Origin of the sequence: Marinicauda sp. Alg238-R41 (assembly GCF_947331485.1) — a bacterium.
Taxonomy (GTDB): domain Bacteria; phylum Pseudomonadota; class Alphaproteobacteria; order Caulobacterales; family Maricaulaceae; genus Marinicauda; species Marinicauda pacifica.
The window spans coordinates 526767-540654 of the sequence record NZ_CAMZOJ010000001.1 but is presented as its reverse complement, the minus strand read 5'-3'; the positions used below and the strand labels follow the sequence as shown (position 1 = coordinate 540654).

General features: G+C 63.4%; 15 protein-coding genes. 7 read left to right on the top strand and 8 right to left on the bottom strand.

Annotated features, from left to right (window positions below; genetic code table 11):
- Window positions 1-90: 90 nt before the first annotated feature.
- A complete protein-coding gene (locus tag PGP17_RS02510; protein WP_270374127.1) occupies window positions 91-786 on the top strand; it encodes a TorF family putative porin in 696 nt (231 codons plus the stop codon).
- Between the two features lie 73 nt (window positions 787-859).
- Here PGP17_RS02510 and hslU read toward each other — a convergent pair whose 3' ends face one another.
- Window positions 860-2164, bottom strand: a complete 1305-nt coding sequence (hslU, locus tag PGP17_RS02505) for an ATP-dependent protease ATPase subunit HslU (protein WP_270374126.1) — start codon at window positions 2162-2164, stop codon at window positions 860-862.
- Window positions 2165-2246: 82 nt separating this feature from the next.
- Here hslU and PGP17_RS02500 point away from each other — a divergent pair, with 82 nt between their 5' ends.
- Window positions 2247-2681 carry a VOC family protein gene (locus tag PGP17_RS02500; RefSeq protein ID WP_135945637.1) on the top strand — a complete coding sequence of 145 codons (435 nt, stop codon included), beginning with the start codon at window positions 2247-2249 and terminating at the stop codon, window positions 2679-2681.
- Window positions 2682-2867: 186 nt separating this feature from the next.
- On the opposite strand, the gene hslV is transcribed toward PGP17_RS02500, so the two are convergent.
- Together hslV and PGP17_RS02490 are read right to left on the bottom strand one after the other, a co-directional pair.
- Entirely contained in the window at window positions 2868-3416 is a 549-nt protein-coding gene (gene hslV / locus PGP17_RS02495) for an ATP-dependent protease subunit HslV (RefSeq protein WP_135945638.1), read from the bottom strand.
- 89 nt (window positions 3417-3505) lie between these two features.
- The gene (locus PGP17_RS02490; RefSeq protein WP_270374125.1) at window positions 3506-4024 is read right to left on the bottom strand and encodes a L,D-transpeptidase family protein; all 519 of its coding nucleotides are present in this window, start codon (window positions 4022-4024) and stop codon (window positions 3506-3508) included.
- Between the two features lie 416 nt (window positions 4025-4440).
- On the opposite strand from PGP17_RS02490, the gene PGP17_RS02485 reads away from it, so the two are divergent.
- Window positions 4441-5124 carry a response regulator transcription factor gene (locus PGP17_RS02485; protein WP_270374124.1) on the top strand — a complete coding sequence of 228 codons (684 nt, stop codon included), beginning with the start codon at window positions 4441-4443 and terminating at the stop codon, window positions 5122-5124.
- Here the strand turns inward: PGP17_RS02485 and xth are convergent.
- From xth to PGP17_RS02465, 4 genes are all read right to left on the bottom strand, one after another.
- Window positions 5121-5933, bottom strand: coding sequence for an exodeoxyribonuclease III (gene xth / locus PGP17_RS02480; protein WP_270374123.1), 813 nt, complete (start codon window positions 5931-5933; stop codon window positions 5121-5123). The genes PGP17_RS02485 and xth overlap by 4 nt on opposite strands.
- Window positions 5934-5959: 26 nt before the next feature.
- The gene (locus PGP17_RS02475; RefSeq protein WP_270374122.1) at window positions 5960-6589 is read right to left on the bottom strand and encodes a hypothetical protein; all 630 of its coding nucleotides are present in this window, start codon (window positions 6587-6589) and stop codon (window positions 5960-5962) included.
- 327 nt (window positions 6590-6916) lie between these two features.
- A complete protein-coding gene (locus PGP17_RS02470) occupies window positions 6917-8983 on the bottom strand; it encodes a putative bifunctional diguanylate cyclase/phosphodiesterase (RefSeq protein ID WP_270374121.1) in 2067 nt (688 codons plus the stop codon).
- Between the two features lie 195 nt (window positions 8984-9178).
- Entirely contained in the window at window positions 9179-10192 is a 1014-nt protein-coding gene (locus tag PGP17_RS02465) for an adenosine kinase (protein ID WP_135945642.1), read from the bottom strand.
- A gap of 205 nt (window positions 10193-10397) precedes the next feature.
- Between PGP17_RS02465 and PGP17_RS02460 the strand changes: the two genes are divergently transcribed.
- Entirely contained in the window at window positions 10398-11294 is an 897-nt protein-coding gene (locus tag PGP17_RS02460) for an ATP-grasp domain-containing protein (protein ID WP_270374120.1), read from the top strand.
- On the opposite strand, the gene PGP17_RS02455 is transcribed toward PGP17_RS02460, so the two are convergent.
- On the bottom strand, window positions 11291-11926 hold the full coding sequence (locus PGP17_RS02455; RefSeq protein ID WP_270374119.1) for a hypothetical protein: 636 nt from the start codon (window positions 11924-11926) through the stop codon (window positions 11291-11293). The two genes, PGP17_RS02460 and PGP17_RS02455, sit on opposite strands and share 4 nt — an antisense overlap.
- A 74-nt stretch (window positions 11927-12000) precedes the next feature.
- Here PGP17_RS02455 and PGP17_RS02450 point away from each other — a divergent pair, with 74 nt between their 5' ends.
- The 3 genes from PGP17_RS02450 (at window position 12001) to PGP17_RS02440 (ending at window position 13870) form a co-directional block, all read left to right on the top strand.
- The gene (locus PGP17_RS02450; RefSeq protein WP_135945645.1) at window positions 12001-12474 is read left to right on the top strand and encodes a universal stress protein; all 474 of its coding nucleotides are present in this window, start codon (window positions 12001-12003) and stop codon (window positions 12472-12474) included.
- Between the two features lie 73 nt (window positions 12475-12547).
- The gene (locus PGP17_RS02445) at window positions 12548-13108 is read left to right on the top strand and encodes a NifU family protein (protein ID WP_270374118.1); all 561 of its coding nucleotides are present in this window, start codon (window positions 12548-12550) and stop codon (window positions 13106-13108) included.
- Between the two features lie 111 nt (window positions 13109-13219).
- Entirely contained in the window at window positions 13220-13870 is a 651-nt protein-coding gene (locus PGP17_RS02440; RefSeq protein ID WP_270374117.1) for a malonic semialdehyde reductase, read from the top strand.
- The last annotated feature ends 18 nt before the right edge of the window (window positions 13871-13888 follow it).

Sequence of the window (13888 nt, the reverse complement as noted above, 5' to 3'; positions counted from 1 at the left end):
GAGCGATTTGCCCGGGGTGTCACGCCACGTCACACCCCGGCGCCGCCAACACTAACAACCTTAGACACTTAAGTATGGGGAGTTTCAATCATGCGTACACATCTCGCACTCCTGGCGACAGCTGCCAGCTTCGTGCTTCTTCCGGCCGCTCAGGCCCAGACCGCGCCTGAGGTGGAAGCCAATGTCGCCTTCGTTTCCGACTATCGCTTCCGCGGTGTCTCTCTGAGCGATGAGACACTGGCGCTCCAGGGCGGGCTCGATCTCGGCTTTGACAGCGGCCTCTACGTGGGGGCCTGGGGCTCGAGCATCGAACCGGTCGGCGATTCTGAGGTAGAGATTGATCTCTATGCCGGATATGGCGCAGAGCTCACCGAAGGGCTCAGCTTCGATGTCGGCGTGCTGGCTTATGTCTATCCCGGCCAGGAAGACACGGCCTATGGCGAAGTCTACGCCAGTCTCACGGGCGCCACGGGTATCATGGAGTCCTCTGTCGGCGTTGCCTACGCACCGGAGCAAGACAATATCGGCAACGATGACAATCTCTATGTCTTCTATTCCGGCAGTGCCCCGCTGGGTGGGTCCGGGCTCGGGCTCGTCTTCGGCGTGGGGTATGAAACCGGCGCTTTCGGAGATCCGGACGGCGATGGTGACGACAAGATCGACTGGACGCTCGGGCTGACAGCCTCGGGCTACGGACTCGACTGGGGTCTTGCCTATGTCGACACGAGCGAAGAGGGCGAGGGAGTGGAATCCCAAGTCGTCCTGTCTGTGGGCAAATCCTTCTGATCGACGCTCTCGGACGGACAGAATTGGCGCAGCCGCTGGCTGCGCCTTTTCTGTTTCTCACCGCTGCCTGGAGCTAAAGAATGAATTTCGAGAGGTCGGCATTCTTGGCGAGGCTGTCGACGCGTTCGCGCACATAGTCGGCATCGATCGTGATCGTTTCACCGGCCCGGTCCGACGCGGTGTAGCTGATCTCTTCAACCAACTTTTCCATGATGGTCTGAAGACGGCGCGCGCCGATATTCTCCACGCTTGCATTCACTTCGGCGGCGTAATCGGCAACGGCATCGATGGCGCTGTCCTCGATGATCAAAGAGACCTCCTCGGTCTTGATCAGCTCGATGTATTGCGTAACGAGGCTGGCTTCAGGCTCCGTCAGGATGGCGCGGAAATCATCTCGCGTGAGCGCCTTGAGCTCGACGCGTATGGGCAGGCGGCCCTGCAGCTCTGGGAGCAAATCGCTCGGCTTGGTAACGTGGAACGCGCCGGAAGCGATAAACAGCATGTGGTCGGTTTTCACCGGTCCGTACTTTGTCGCCACGGTGGCACCCTCGATAAGCGGGAGAAGATCGCGTTGAACGCCTTCCCGGCTGACATCGGCACCGCGTCCTTCCGCGCGCGCAGCAATCTTGTCGATCTCGTCGAGAAAGATGATCCCTTCGTTTTCGGCCAGGCGTAGCGCCTCCTGCTGGATCTGGCTCTCGTCGATCAGCTTGTCGGCCTCCTCCGCGATCAGCGGCTCATAGGCCTGCTTGACCGTTGTGCGCAGCGTCTTCTTCTGCTTGCCGAAACCCTTGCCCAGAAGGTCTGACAGATTGATCATCGAGACCGAGCCGGGCATTCCGGGGATGTCGAGGCCGGGACCGCTGGCGGCGTCATCGGTGACCTCGATCTCGATCTCCCGGTCGTCGAGTTCGCCGGAAAGGAGCTTCTTGCGGAAGCTTTCGCGGGTGGACTCGCCGGCATTGTCACCCACCAGAGCCTCGATCACGCGGCGTTCGGCTGCCGAGTGAGCCTTGGCGCGAACCTCCTCCCGTTTCCTGTCGCGGACGATCCCGATGGACACCTCGACCAGATCCCGGGCAATGGAGTCCACATCCCGGCCTACATAGCCGACCTCGGTGAACTTGGTGGCTTCCACCTTGAGGAAGGGCGCGCCGGCGAGCTTGGCGAGGCGGCGGGAGATTTCCGTCTTGCCGACCCCGGTCGGGCCGATCATCAAGATATTCTTCGGCGTGACCTCTTCCTGAAGGGACTCCGGCAGGCGTTTGCGGCGCCAGCGATTGCGCAGGGCGATCGCCACGGCCTTCTTCGCCTCGTGCTGGCCGATAATGTGCCGGTCGAGTTCGTGGACGATTTCGCGCGGGGAAAAGTCGGTCATGGGTCAGTCAATCACATTTTCTGGCAAGGACGCATTCATGTAGTCTCGCGCTTCGCCGCACAAAAGACCGGAGCTGCCCCTTATGACGAACCAACCTGCCCGTCCCCGCTTCCACCTGGCCTTTCCGGTTCACGATCTTGAAAGTGCCAGGCGCTTCTATGCCGGGACGATGGGCTGCGAGACCGGCCGGGAAAGCGAGCACTGGATCGACTTCGATTTCTACGGCCATCAGGTCGTCGCTCACCTGTCTCCGGAAGAGTGCGGGCGCGGCGAGACCAATCCGGTGGACGGCAAGGCGATCCCGGTGCGCCATTTCGGCCTGATCCTGGACTGGACCGATTGGGAAGAGCTGTCGGAGCGTTTGAAGCGGGCCGGGGCCGACTTCCTGGTCGATCCGCATGTGCGCTTCCAAGACCAGCCGGGTGAGCAGGCTACGATGTTCGTGCGCGACCCCAGCGGAAATGCTCTGGAATTCAAGGCCTTTCGGGATGAGGGGCAGATTTTCGCCAGCGAGTAGCGCCCTTACGTGCCAATGCGTGAGAAAATTCCCTGGGCCGAGCCGATGCGACTCCTACTACTATCACGACTACCACGCCCCCTCAGCCCGGGCGGGTGATGCGCGTCTTTCCGCTGGCGGTTGGTGGGCTGTCCTGTCGAGAGTGAATAAGTCTACAGCCCGCACCGCCTCGGGTGGAGACATTCGCTACAATGTCTCCACTGTCAGGTTCTCGTTGGAGAAGACGCAGATTTCGGCTGCGATCTTCATCGCCTTGCGGGCAATGGTCTCGGCATCGGACTCGTAGTCCATGAGGGCGCGAGCCGCCGACAGGGCGAAATTGCCGCCCGACCCGATCGCGGCGATGCCATGTTCGGGTTCGAGCACGTCGCCGGCACCGGTCAGGATGTAGGTTTCATCCTTGTCGGCCACGATGAGCATGGCTTCGAGCCTGCGCATGTAGCGATCCGTGCGCCAGTCCTTGGCAAGCTCCACGCAGGCGCGTGCGAGCTGTCCGGGGTGGCTTTCAAGCTTGGCTTCGAGACGCTCGAACAGGGCAAACGCGTCGGCTGTGGTGCCGGCAAATCCGGCCACGACCGAGCCACCCGCCAGAGGGCGCACCTTGCGTGCCGTCGCCTTGACGATCGTATTGCCGATGGAGACCTGGCCGTCGCCCACCAGGGCAAGCGCCCCGTTCTTGCGTACGCACAGAATGGTCGTGCCGCGCCATCCGGGAAACTGGCGTTCTTCGCTCATCGCGCCTGTCCTTTTATCCTACTGTTTTCAAATGCCAGCCTCGATGTGGCCGGTCGCCGTGCCCGCTTCAAGTCGGACAAGCCCGGCTTTCACACCGTGATCTCGAGCCGGTCGCCGGGCGAAACCTTGCCCAGCACGTCGATCAGGTCCTCCTTTGCGAGCGCCACGCACCCCAGTGTCGGCGGATAGCCGGGCTTCGCACAGTGCAGGAAGATCGCCGATCCCAGCCCGGGTACCGGCGGATCGTCGTTATGACCGAGAATCACGACGATGTCGTAGAGCTCGTCCTGACGCTGGAGCGTCTCGCAACTGGCCGCATAGGGCAGGCGTACCGGACGGTTATAGGCGGGATCTTCGGGAGAATCGCACCAGCCATCCTCCGGCTGTGTCGGATCGATCACGAGCCGGGTATGGGGCCGGGCCAACCGATCGGGCCGGAAGAGCGCGCGCCGGATTGGCCAATGGCCGACGGGCGAGGCGCCATCGCCCTCGCGCTTGTCTTCGGCAGCGACCAGCCCGTTCTTCCCGAGTGCGCACCGCACGCGGGTCAGCTTATCGGGTGCGGGTCCGCATTCGAACCAGCCGTCTTTGGTGGCGCGCAGAATCATGAGCGACAGGCTTACACGCGCGCGTCCGGCAAGGCGAGATCGTAAGCTATGCCATTCGGCGGGTCTGGTCGCAGCGAAGTTTCAAAAAAGAAGAAGGAGACCGCGGTCCAGGCCTGCGCGAGCTGCCGCTCGCTCTTCAGACAGAGCGGGTCGGCGCGGGACGCCCGGCTCGCCGGCGCGAAACCGCCGATTCCGCGGATGTCCCGCCACCGCCCCCACCACGGGGTGTTGCCCTTTCACGATGGGCTCACAATCTTTTCAAGCAAGTCCGGGGCCGAGTTGGTGCTAGAAGCAGGTCTCGCATAATCGAGCAATTTGATGCGGCGCCATCCTCGACGCGGCAAGAATTGCCCGGCAATTTTGTCTCGACGGGAAAACTCTGCCTGGCCAAGGCCGGCAAGATCACAGGAGCTGACATGGCGGCCAAGCGAACGGTGCTGATCGTGGACGACGACGCGGACCTGCGCGACGCCCTGGCCGATCAATTTTCTTATGACGACGAGTTCGCCGTGCTGACGGCCGATTCGGCAAAGCCTGGGATCGAGCTGGCACAGGACGAACAGGTCGATATCGTGATCCTGGATGTCGGTTTGCCGGATATGGACGGGCGCGAGGCGTGCCGCATCCTGCGCAAGAATGGCGTGACCAAGCCGGTTATTCTCCTGACCGCGCAGTCGGGCGATGCAGATCACGTGCTGGGCCTGAGGTCGGGCGCGAGCGATTTCATCGCCAAGCCGGTCAGCTTTGTCGTCCTGCTGGAACGTCTGAACACGCATCTGCGCCGCCACGAACAGAGCGAGGATGCCGTGCTCCAGCTCGGCCCGTACCAGTTCAAGCCCTCCATGAAACTGCTCCTGGAGGGCGACCGGAAGGTCCGCCTGACCGAGAAGGAAACCAATATCCTGAAATATCTGTACCGGGCGGGCGGCGAGACGATCGCGCGCGAGGAATTGCTCGACAAGGTCTGGGGCTATCACCGCGAGGCCAACACGCACACGCTGGAAACCCATGTCTACCGGCTGCGCCAGAAGATCGAGCCGGAGGGATCGAAGGCCCGGCTCCTGGTCACGGAGAGCGGCGGCTACCGCCTGCAGCTTTAAAGGTGCAGGCGCAGCGTGACCGGGGCATGGTCGGACGGCTTTTCCCAGTCGCGCGTATGGTCCCAGACGGTGAAGGCCGATCGTCCCGCTGACAGCGCGGCTGCGCGGAGCGGCGGGGTCACCCAGATATGGTCGAGGCGGCGGCCGCGATTGGATTTACGCCAGTCGCGGTTGCGATAGCTCCACCAGGTGAAAATTTTCTCATCCTCGCCAGCAAGGGCGCGGGCCACGTCGATGAAATCAGCCGCCGCTCGAACCCGCTCCAGCCCTTCCGTTTCTACCGGGGTGTGGGAGACGACTTTGAGTAGTTGCTTGTGAGACCAGACATCGTTTTCGTGCGGCGCGATATTGAAATCTCCGACGGCGACGATGTCTGGATCCTCCCGGGAGCGGCGCGCAAAATAGGCTTCAAGCTTCTCCAGAAAATCCAGCTTGTGCGCGAAGCGCGGGTTGATCTCCGGGTCCGGCTCGTCGCCACCCGCCGGGATGTAGTAATTCTGGATCTCGATCCCCTGGACGCGCACGCGCTGGGCCCGGGCCTCCAGCCTGGAGCAGATCTCCTGACCGTCGAGCGTCTCCATCGGCAGGCGCGAGACCGTGGCCACGCCATGCATGCCCTTCTGGCCGGTGACGTGGACATGCGGGTAGCCCATCTGGGCGAATGCCTTGTAGGGGAATTGATTTTCCTGGCACTTGATCTCCTGCAGGCAGATCACGTCAGGATCGGCCTGCTCGGCGAAATTGGCGACGAGCGGCGCGCGCAGGCGTACCGAATTGATGTTCCAAGTAGCAATGGTCAGCCCGCTCACGACCGGCCTCCTTCTGGACTATTTGATCAGAGAATATTGAGGGTGGCGCCGGCCAGGCCCACCGGCCAGCGTCCGCGTACATAGAGACGCCAGCGCGCCAGGAAGGGGTGCGGGGGTTCCTGGTCCTCGGCTTCGGCCAGAAGCACGAGCACCGCGCCATTGGCGGCCTGGACCAGCCCGCCCGCTGCTGCGTTGATGACGGATTCGTCGAAGACGTCGTCAATTGCGCCGGCCGTCTCTGCGGCCTCGCGCGCTATTTCTCCGATCTTCGACGCCACCAGCATCTGCGCGGCCTGTAACGCTTCTTCGTCCAGCCGCGCCAGCGCGGCTTCGACAAGACCGGTGCGGATCATTTCTTCGGCTTCCCAGGCGCCGCCATCGACGTCGCCGGCTTCCGCGGCTGCGATCGCGTCCTCCCAGTCGCCCAGGCTGGCCGGCTCGGCCTCGGGAAAGCCCAGCCCGTCGAGATAGGCGCGGGCCAGTGTCACCTCGCGCCGGTCGAGCGGCTCGCCGAGGCGGGAAAAGAAGGCGGGGTCCTTGATGCTCTCGGCAAAGGCGCGAGCCTTGTAGAGCAGGGGTATTTCATCGAGCAGACGGGCCACGATGTCTTCGCTGCCCGCTGCGCCGCCGTCGCTGGAAGGGTCGAAATCACTCATGCCCGCTATGTAGCGTGCCAGATCGCCGGACCCTAGCGCAAAGCTGCGATCCTCGGCCGTCTGGCTTCGGGACGTCTTCTGCAAGAGCGCTTCAAGGGGGAGCGGGGTATGCCCGGCGGCGGAAGGGGGAGGCCCGCCGCCGGGCACTTTACCGCGAAGGGGATCGCGGCTGCGGGCAAAACATCTGAGCGCGCAGCGGGGGGACGGCGCCGCGTCAGAGCTTCAAGGCCTGCAGCGACATTTATGACACGGACCAGCGCGTTTGTTCAATTAAATTCGAGAAAGGATTTGTAAGTGTGATTTTTGACACAGGTGGCGCGCGTCGGCCTATTGCGCGATTCGCGCCGCCGCTGCGTTTTCCGGCTCGGCAAAGCGCACCAGGTCGGGCAAGGGCATCGGGCGTCCGAACAGATAGCCCTGGGCCAGGGTGGCGCCCTGTCCGCGCAGGAAAGCCAGCTGTTCGGTCGTTTCTACGCCCTCGGCAACCGTTTTCAGTTTCAAAGACTTGGCCATGGCCAGAATGGTTTCCACCACGATCTTCGCGTGCGGGTCGCTTTCCATGTGACGCACGAAGCTCTGGTCGATCTTGAACACGTCGAATGGCATGCGCGTCAGATAGGAGAGGGAGGAATGGCCCGTGCCGAAATCGTCGATGGCGAAGGTCACGCCCAGCTGGCGCAGCGGTTCGATCTGGTGAATTACGCGCTCGGGATCGCGCATCGCCGTGGATTCGGTCAGTTCCAGCTCCAGCAGGTGAGGCGGCAGACCGCTGGAGTTGAGCGCGTCGAGCACGGTGTCGGCAAAGCCTTCGCTCTCGAACTGCATCGCCGAAACGTTGACCGCGACCGGATAGGCCATGCCCTGCCTGTAGAGCTCGGCAAACTGGGTGCACGTCCGGCGCAGGACATAATCGCCGATTTCCCCGATCAGGCCGCACTCTTCGGCAGCCTGGATAAAGGCGCCCGGGGACAGCAGGCCCGCGGTCGGGTGCTGCCAGCGCACCAGCGCCTCGCAGCCGGCAAAGCGGCCGTCAGTCATGAAGACTTTGGGCTGGTAGTAGACGACCAGCTGCTCCTCGCGCACGGCTTCGCGCAGCTCGTTCTCCAGCACCAGACGCTCGAATGCGCTCTGGTTCATCTTAGATTCGAAGAATTCGTAGGCATTCCCGCCTGACCGCTTGGCGGTGGCCATGGCAAGATCGGCGTGGCGCAGAAGCGTTTCGGGGTCGGAGCCATCGCGCGGGAAAAGCGCGACACCGACCGACAGGCCGAGGAAGACCTGGTGACCGGAAATCTCGAACGGGCGGCGGATCGCATCCACGACCCGATGGGCAACCCGGGCCGCATCGGCCGGGTCGGAGAGGGTGGGCAGGAGCAGGGTGAACTCGTCCCCGCCCAGGCGCGCCACCATGGAGGGCTCGCGCCCCTCGCCGTTGGAAAGATCCCAGGCGCGCGCCGCTTCACGCAAGCGGCGGGCGACCGCTTCGAGCAGCCGGTCGCCCTCGCCGATACCCAGCGAGTCGTTGACCCGCTTGAACCGGTCGAGATCGAGGAAAAGAACCGCGCCGCCATCGGCATCGTCATCCTGGGCCTGCGCGCAAACGCGCTCAAGCTCCTTGCGGAAGCGTTCACGGTTGGGCAGCTCGGTGACCATATCGACATAGGCCAGACGCTGGATGCGCTTCACCGAGGCTTCGAGGCGGCCGAACATGCGGTTGAAGGAGTTTGCGAGCACTTCCAGCTCGTCGCCGGTATGCACGTCGATGCGCAGATCCAGCTTGCGCGAGGAGGCCAGGCGCGCCGCTTCGGTGAGCGTCTTGATCGGGCCGAGGGCCTGACGCACGGCCAGGGCGACCAGCGGCAGGAAGATGAGCATGGATCCCAGGCCGATGATCGCCTGACGCAGCAGGAGCTCGCCGGCGGGGCGGGCCACGGCTGCGATGGGAACGGTCACATGGGTCGCGCCAGCCAGACGGCCGTCGGCGAAGATGGGCGCGGCGACCTGAATGGTGCCGTCGGCGATCATCATGCGGCTGTCGACCGCGCCGATCGCGCTCTGCAACAGGTTCTCGCTAGCGCGCACGCCCAGCGCGGGCACACCCGGCCCGGCCGCGCCGATCACTTCGCGCATCGCGTCGACCACATAGACAGAGGCGACATCCTCACGTCCGGCAAATTCGCGCAGCCGTCCGTTGAGGCCGGCGCGATTATCTGCGCCCAGCTGACCGGAAATGCCGTTGGCGAACAACTCGGTGATCAGGCTCGCATGGACCTGGCTGGAGCGGTGATTGTCCCGCACCGTGGACTGGTACTGGATGACCACCAGCATCGAGATCGCGGCTATCAGGATAATCCCGCACAGCACCGTGAACTTCGCTACGAGTGAGCGCATCATCCTTGAAACGGCATGTCGAATCGGAGCCATGCAGGACCCATCGGGCAAGACTGGTTAGGACTGCACGGACGACAAAATCGGCCCACGCACGTCACGCTGGACGTGGACAATCGGACAATGTGCTGAAAATCGCGTTAAGGCTGGCGCTACCCGTCGTTAACACTTTGACGGGCACGCCAGATTCGCATTTCGAGCCTAGTCGAGGGGGGCGGGAATCTCGATCCCGTGCCTGGTGGCGAGCGTCTTCAATTCGACCTCGGGGCGCGCGCCCATGTGGGAAATGATCTCTGCTGCGGCGATCACGCCAAGCCGGCCGCAGGTTTCAAGATCGGCGCCGCGCGCCATGCCCAGAAGGAAGCCAGCGGCGAACTGGTCGCCCGCCCCCGTAGTGTCGACCAGCTGCGCGACGGGTTCAGCCGGGACCTTCACGGTCGTCTCGCCAGAGACGATGACGGCGCCCTTTTCAGAGCGCGTGACAGCGGCAACGGCAGCTTCCTCGCGAACGCGGGAGAGCGCGGTATCAAAATCGTCGGTCTCGTAGAGCGATTTGAGCTCGTCCTCGTTGGCAAACAGAATGTCGATGTGGTTGTCGACGAGCTGGCGGAAGCTTGCCCGGTGGCGATCGACGCAGAAGCCGTCGGACAGGGTCAGCGAGACCTTGCGGTTGGCCGCCTTGGCGATCTCAGCCGCGCGGACAAAGGCGCGCTTGGCTTCTTCCCGGTCGAACAGATAGCCCTCGAGATAGGTGATGTGGGCAGCCTCGATGCGCGACTTGTCGAGATCCTCGTCGGAAAAAAAGGTCGATGCGCCCAGAAAGGTGCACATCGAGCGCTGCGCGTCTTCGGTCACATTGACCAGACAGCGCGCGGTGGCCGCCCCGCCGACCAGGCGCGAGGTCTGGTAGTCCACGCCGATGGTCCGGATCTCGCGGTCGAACGTGTCGCCCAGCGCGTCCTCGGCCACCTTGCCGATATAGGCGCCGCGTCCGCCGAAGCTGGCGATGCCGGCGAGCGTGTTCGCGCCAGAGCCCCCGGAAATTTCGGTACCTTCGCCCATCGCGGCATAGAGCGAGGTCGCCTGGTCTTCATCGATCAGGGTCATGCCGCCCTTTTCGATGCCGTGCTCGACGAGGAAGTCGTCGGAGCAGCGGGCGATCACATCGACAATGGCGTTGCCGACGCCAAGCACGTCGTAGCGGGTCTCGGTCATGGTGGGTCTCGGTATCCTGACAGAAAGAAGGAAAAGGCGTGAAAGCGCAGCTGGACTTAGCGTGCTCCTTCCATGACCTCAACCGCACCGGTCCCGGCCGGGCTGTCACCGCGCGCATCGGATGGACGAAGGCGTTTGACTTTCAAGGCCGATTGCCAGAGCAAGCCGGGGCAGTTTTTTATCCTCGGTGTCCGGGAGCGTTGCGGTGACGCGTATTGCCTTTCTCATATCCGGCGACATGGTCGCGGGCCATGCCCAGGAGCGCGGCGACCAGTATGAATTCGAGCTCGAGTTTGCAGAACTCGAGCCGGCCTGCCGGGCCCAGGGCTATCACCTCGAGCCGGTCGTGTGGGACAGCGGTTTCGACGTGTCACAGTTCACGGCCATCGTCATCGGAACGGTGTGGAATTACACATCCAGGCCGGAAAAATTCCTGCGGGCACTAGGCGACTGGGAAAGCCAGTGCCGGGTGCTGAACAGTTCGCGGACCGCAGAATGGAATATGGACAAGCGCTATCTTCAGGCGCTGTCAGAGGCTGGCATTCCGGTCATCGACACGGTCTGGGCCGACCGTGCCGACGAGACGGCCATCACGCAGGCATTCGCGACGCTCGATTGCGACGAGATCGTCGTCAAACCGCTTGTGGGCGCCGGCGCCTGGCGCCAGGCTCGGATCAAGCGCGCGGACCCGCTGCCGCCGGCCGAAGACCTGCCGCCGCGGGAGGCGATGATCCAGCCCTTCCTGCCGAGCATTGCAGAGGAAGGCGAGTACTCGCTGATCTTCTTCGAAGGCAGTTTCTCGCATGCCGTTCTCAAACGGCCCCGGTCCGGCGATTACCGCGTCCAGTCGGTTTATGGCGGCGTAGAGCAGACCCATACCGCCACCCCGGATCAGATCGCGGTGGCAAGCGACATCCTGGCTGCCGCGCGCGAGCTCTGCGGCGAGCCCGGTTTTCTCTACGCCCGGGTGGACATGGCCCGCGGTCTGGACGGCTTGCTGAAGCTGATGGAGCTGGAGCTGATCGAGCCCTATCTCTACCCTGAACAAGGTCCGGGCATGGGCGCGCGGTTCGCTCAGGCACTCAAGGCCCGGCTGGGCTAGTCTGGAGATGCCCGACCGGCATCCGGCTCCGGCGCGCGTTCGAACCGGGCGATGAGCTGATCGGGATTGTAGGGTAGCGGTACCCCGGGCCGGAAGACCCAGGCCAGATAGCCGCCGATGACGATGAAGGGCAGAGCCGCCGCCGCCAGCATCGCACTTCCGGCCACACTCAGCATGTAGCCGGCAAAGACCACGCCGCCCGTTGCAAGGCTCAAACCTGCCGCGCCCATGATTAGCCGGAACCCCAGCGTCTGGCCTTCCACGAAGCGCACAGCGAGCTTTCTCGGCTGCAGCGCCTTGTGAAGCGCGAGAACCAGGCCGCGAAATTCGACCGCGTTATTCTGCCAGCTGCCCGGTCCCGACAGGCTCCGGCTTCCGAACACGATCTGTGTGGATTTGGAGGCGACCCGGCACACGACCTGAGTATCGCGGCCGGCCATCTCCACCGACATGCGAACCTGCGTCACGGAGTCCAAGCGGATGCGCTGAAGGCTTTCCCCAGGTTCGCAAACCTCGATCCGGTCGCCATAAAGGCGCACTGAGCGAGTCTTGCCGGTGAGGCTGCGCCGGTCTTCGAGTTTGGCCAGCGCCCGGTCTTCTGCGCCTGTCTCGTCCAAGGTTGGTGCGCTCATTGCAGCCTCGTTTTGCTCTTCGGTCTGCTTCGCGCCCTCTTGCAGAAGCGTCAAGAAGCAGTCACCGTCCCGTCATGGACGATATCCGCAAATTTCTGGTCATTGCCGACACCAGTGAAGAATCAGCCAACGCGGCCTACTTCGCGGCGCGCCGGGCCAAACATAGCGGCGGCCGGGTCACATTGCTGACCGTGGTGGAGCCGACGAATTTCGAGCACTGGCTGGGCGTTGGCGAAACGATGCGGCGCGAGGCGACCGACGCGGCCGAAGCCGCTCTGGAATCGCTGGCCGAGGACGTGGAGGCCGAAACCGGTACCCGGCCGGAAATGCTGCTGCGCGAGGGCGAGCTTCTGGTCATGTTGCGAGACGTGATCGAGGCCGATCGCCAGATTGCGGTGCTGATCCTGTCGAGCTCGAAAATCGATGACACGCCCGGACCGCTTATTTCCACAATGGCGCGCGGGCGGGGCTTGTTCACCGGACGCAAAATCCCGGTCACAGTGGTCCCCGGAACGCTGTCTCGTGAGGAGATCGACCGGCTGGCCTAACCTGCGCGCTTGAACCGGACGGTGAAAACCGCCACCTGAGGGACAAGGAACGATACAGAGAAGGCCCGGCCCCATGTTCATCCAGACCGAAGAAACGCCCAATCCGCACACGCTGAAATTCCTGCCTGGCCAGGACGTGTCAGCTGACGAGCCGCGCGACTTTCCTACGCCCGAAGATGCCGAGAACTCCCTGCTGGCCCGGGAGTTGTTCCGCGTTGATGGCGTCACACGCGTCTTTGCCGGCGCCGATTATGTGTCCGTGACCAAAGACCCCGCAGTCGAGTGGATTCACATGAAGCCGGCAGTTCTCGGCACGATCATGGATGTGATCCAGTCGGAGAAGCCGCTGTTCAGCCGCGAGGAGTCCGGCGGCCACACCGAATACACCGGTGAAGCGGCCGGGGTGGTCCGCGAGATCAAGGAAATCATCGACACGCGGGTGCGTCCCGCCGTGGCCCAGGATGGCGGCGACATCACATTCCACGATTATGACGAGGCGTCCGGGACGGTCCGCCTGACCATGCGCGGCGCCTGTGCCGGTTGTCCCTCCTCGACCGCGACCTTGAAACAGGGCATCGAGAACCTGTTGAAGCATTATGTGCCCGAGGTCAGCTCGGTCGAAGCGGTTCTTTAGACCGGCCGGTCCGGCTTCAGCCTGCAGCCACCCTTTCGCGGCCTGTTCGCTGTGCCGCGTCGACATTCAATCTATTCTTGTCCCCTGAACGGCTTGATCGAAGGAGTTCCCATGCCAGAAACCGCTCATGCAGACAGCGCCCCGCTCGCTCTGGAAGATCGTCACGGCGTCCTGCCCGACCATGCGCTCGACCAGCTGTTTCGCGGCGCGCGGACCTTCTATTCCTGGGAAGAACGCGATGTCCCGGATACAACGCTCTACGCGCTCTACGACCTGCTCAAGTTTGCGCCGACCAGTGCAAACCAGAGCCCGGCGCGTTTCGTCTTCCTGAAGGGCGAGAGCCAGGAGCGCCTGCGCGAGCACCTGATCGAGTCCAACGTGGACAAGACGCTGTCGGCGCCGGTGACGGTCATTGTGGCCTGGGACTGGACCTTCCACGAGAAGGTGCCCGAGCTCTTCCCCCATGCGCCTGAGGCCAAGGACTGGTTCGAGAGCGAAGATGCACGCTTTGAAAACGGCTTCCGCAATGGTTCTCTGCAGGGTGCCTACCTGATCATGGCCGCGCGTTCGCTCGGGCTCGATTGTGGTCCGATGTCTGGCTTCGACAAGTCCGGCGTCGACAAGGAATTCTTTGAAGGCGATCCGGAAATGGGAAGCTGGCGCTCCAACTTCCTGTGCAATCTGGGGTATGGCACGACCGAGAAGCTGTTCCCGCGCTCTCCGCGCCTCACCTTCGACGAGGCCGCCCGGCTGATGAAATAGCCGGCAGAGATGAGCACC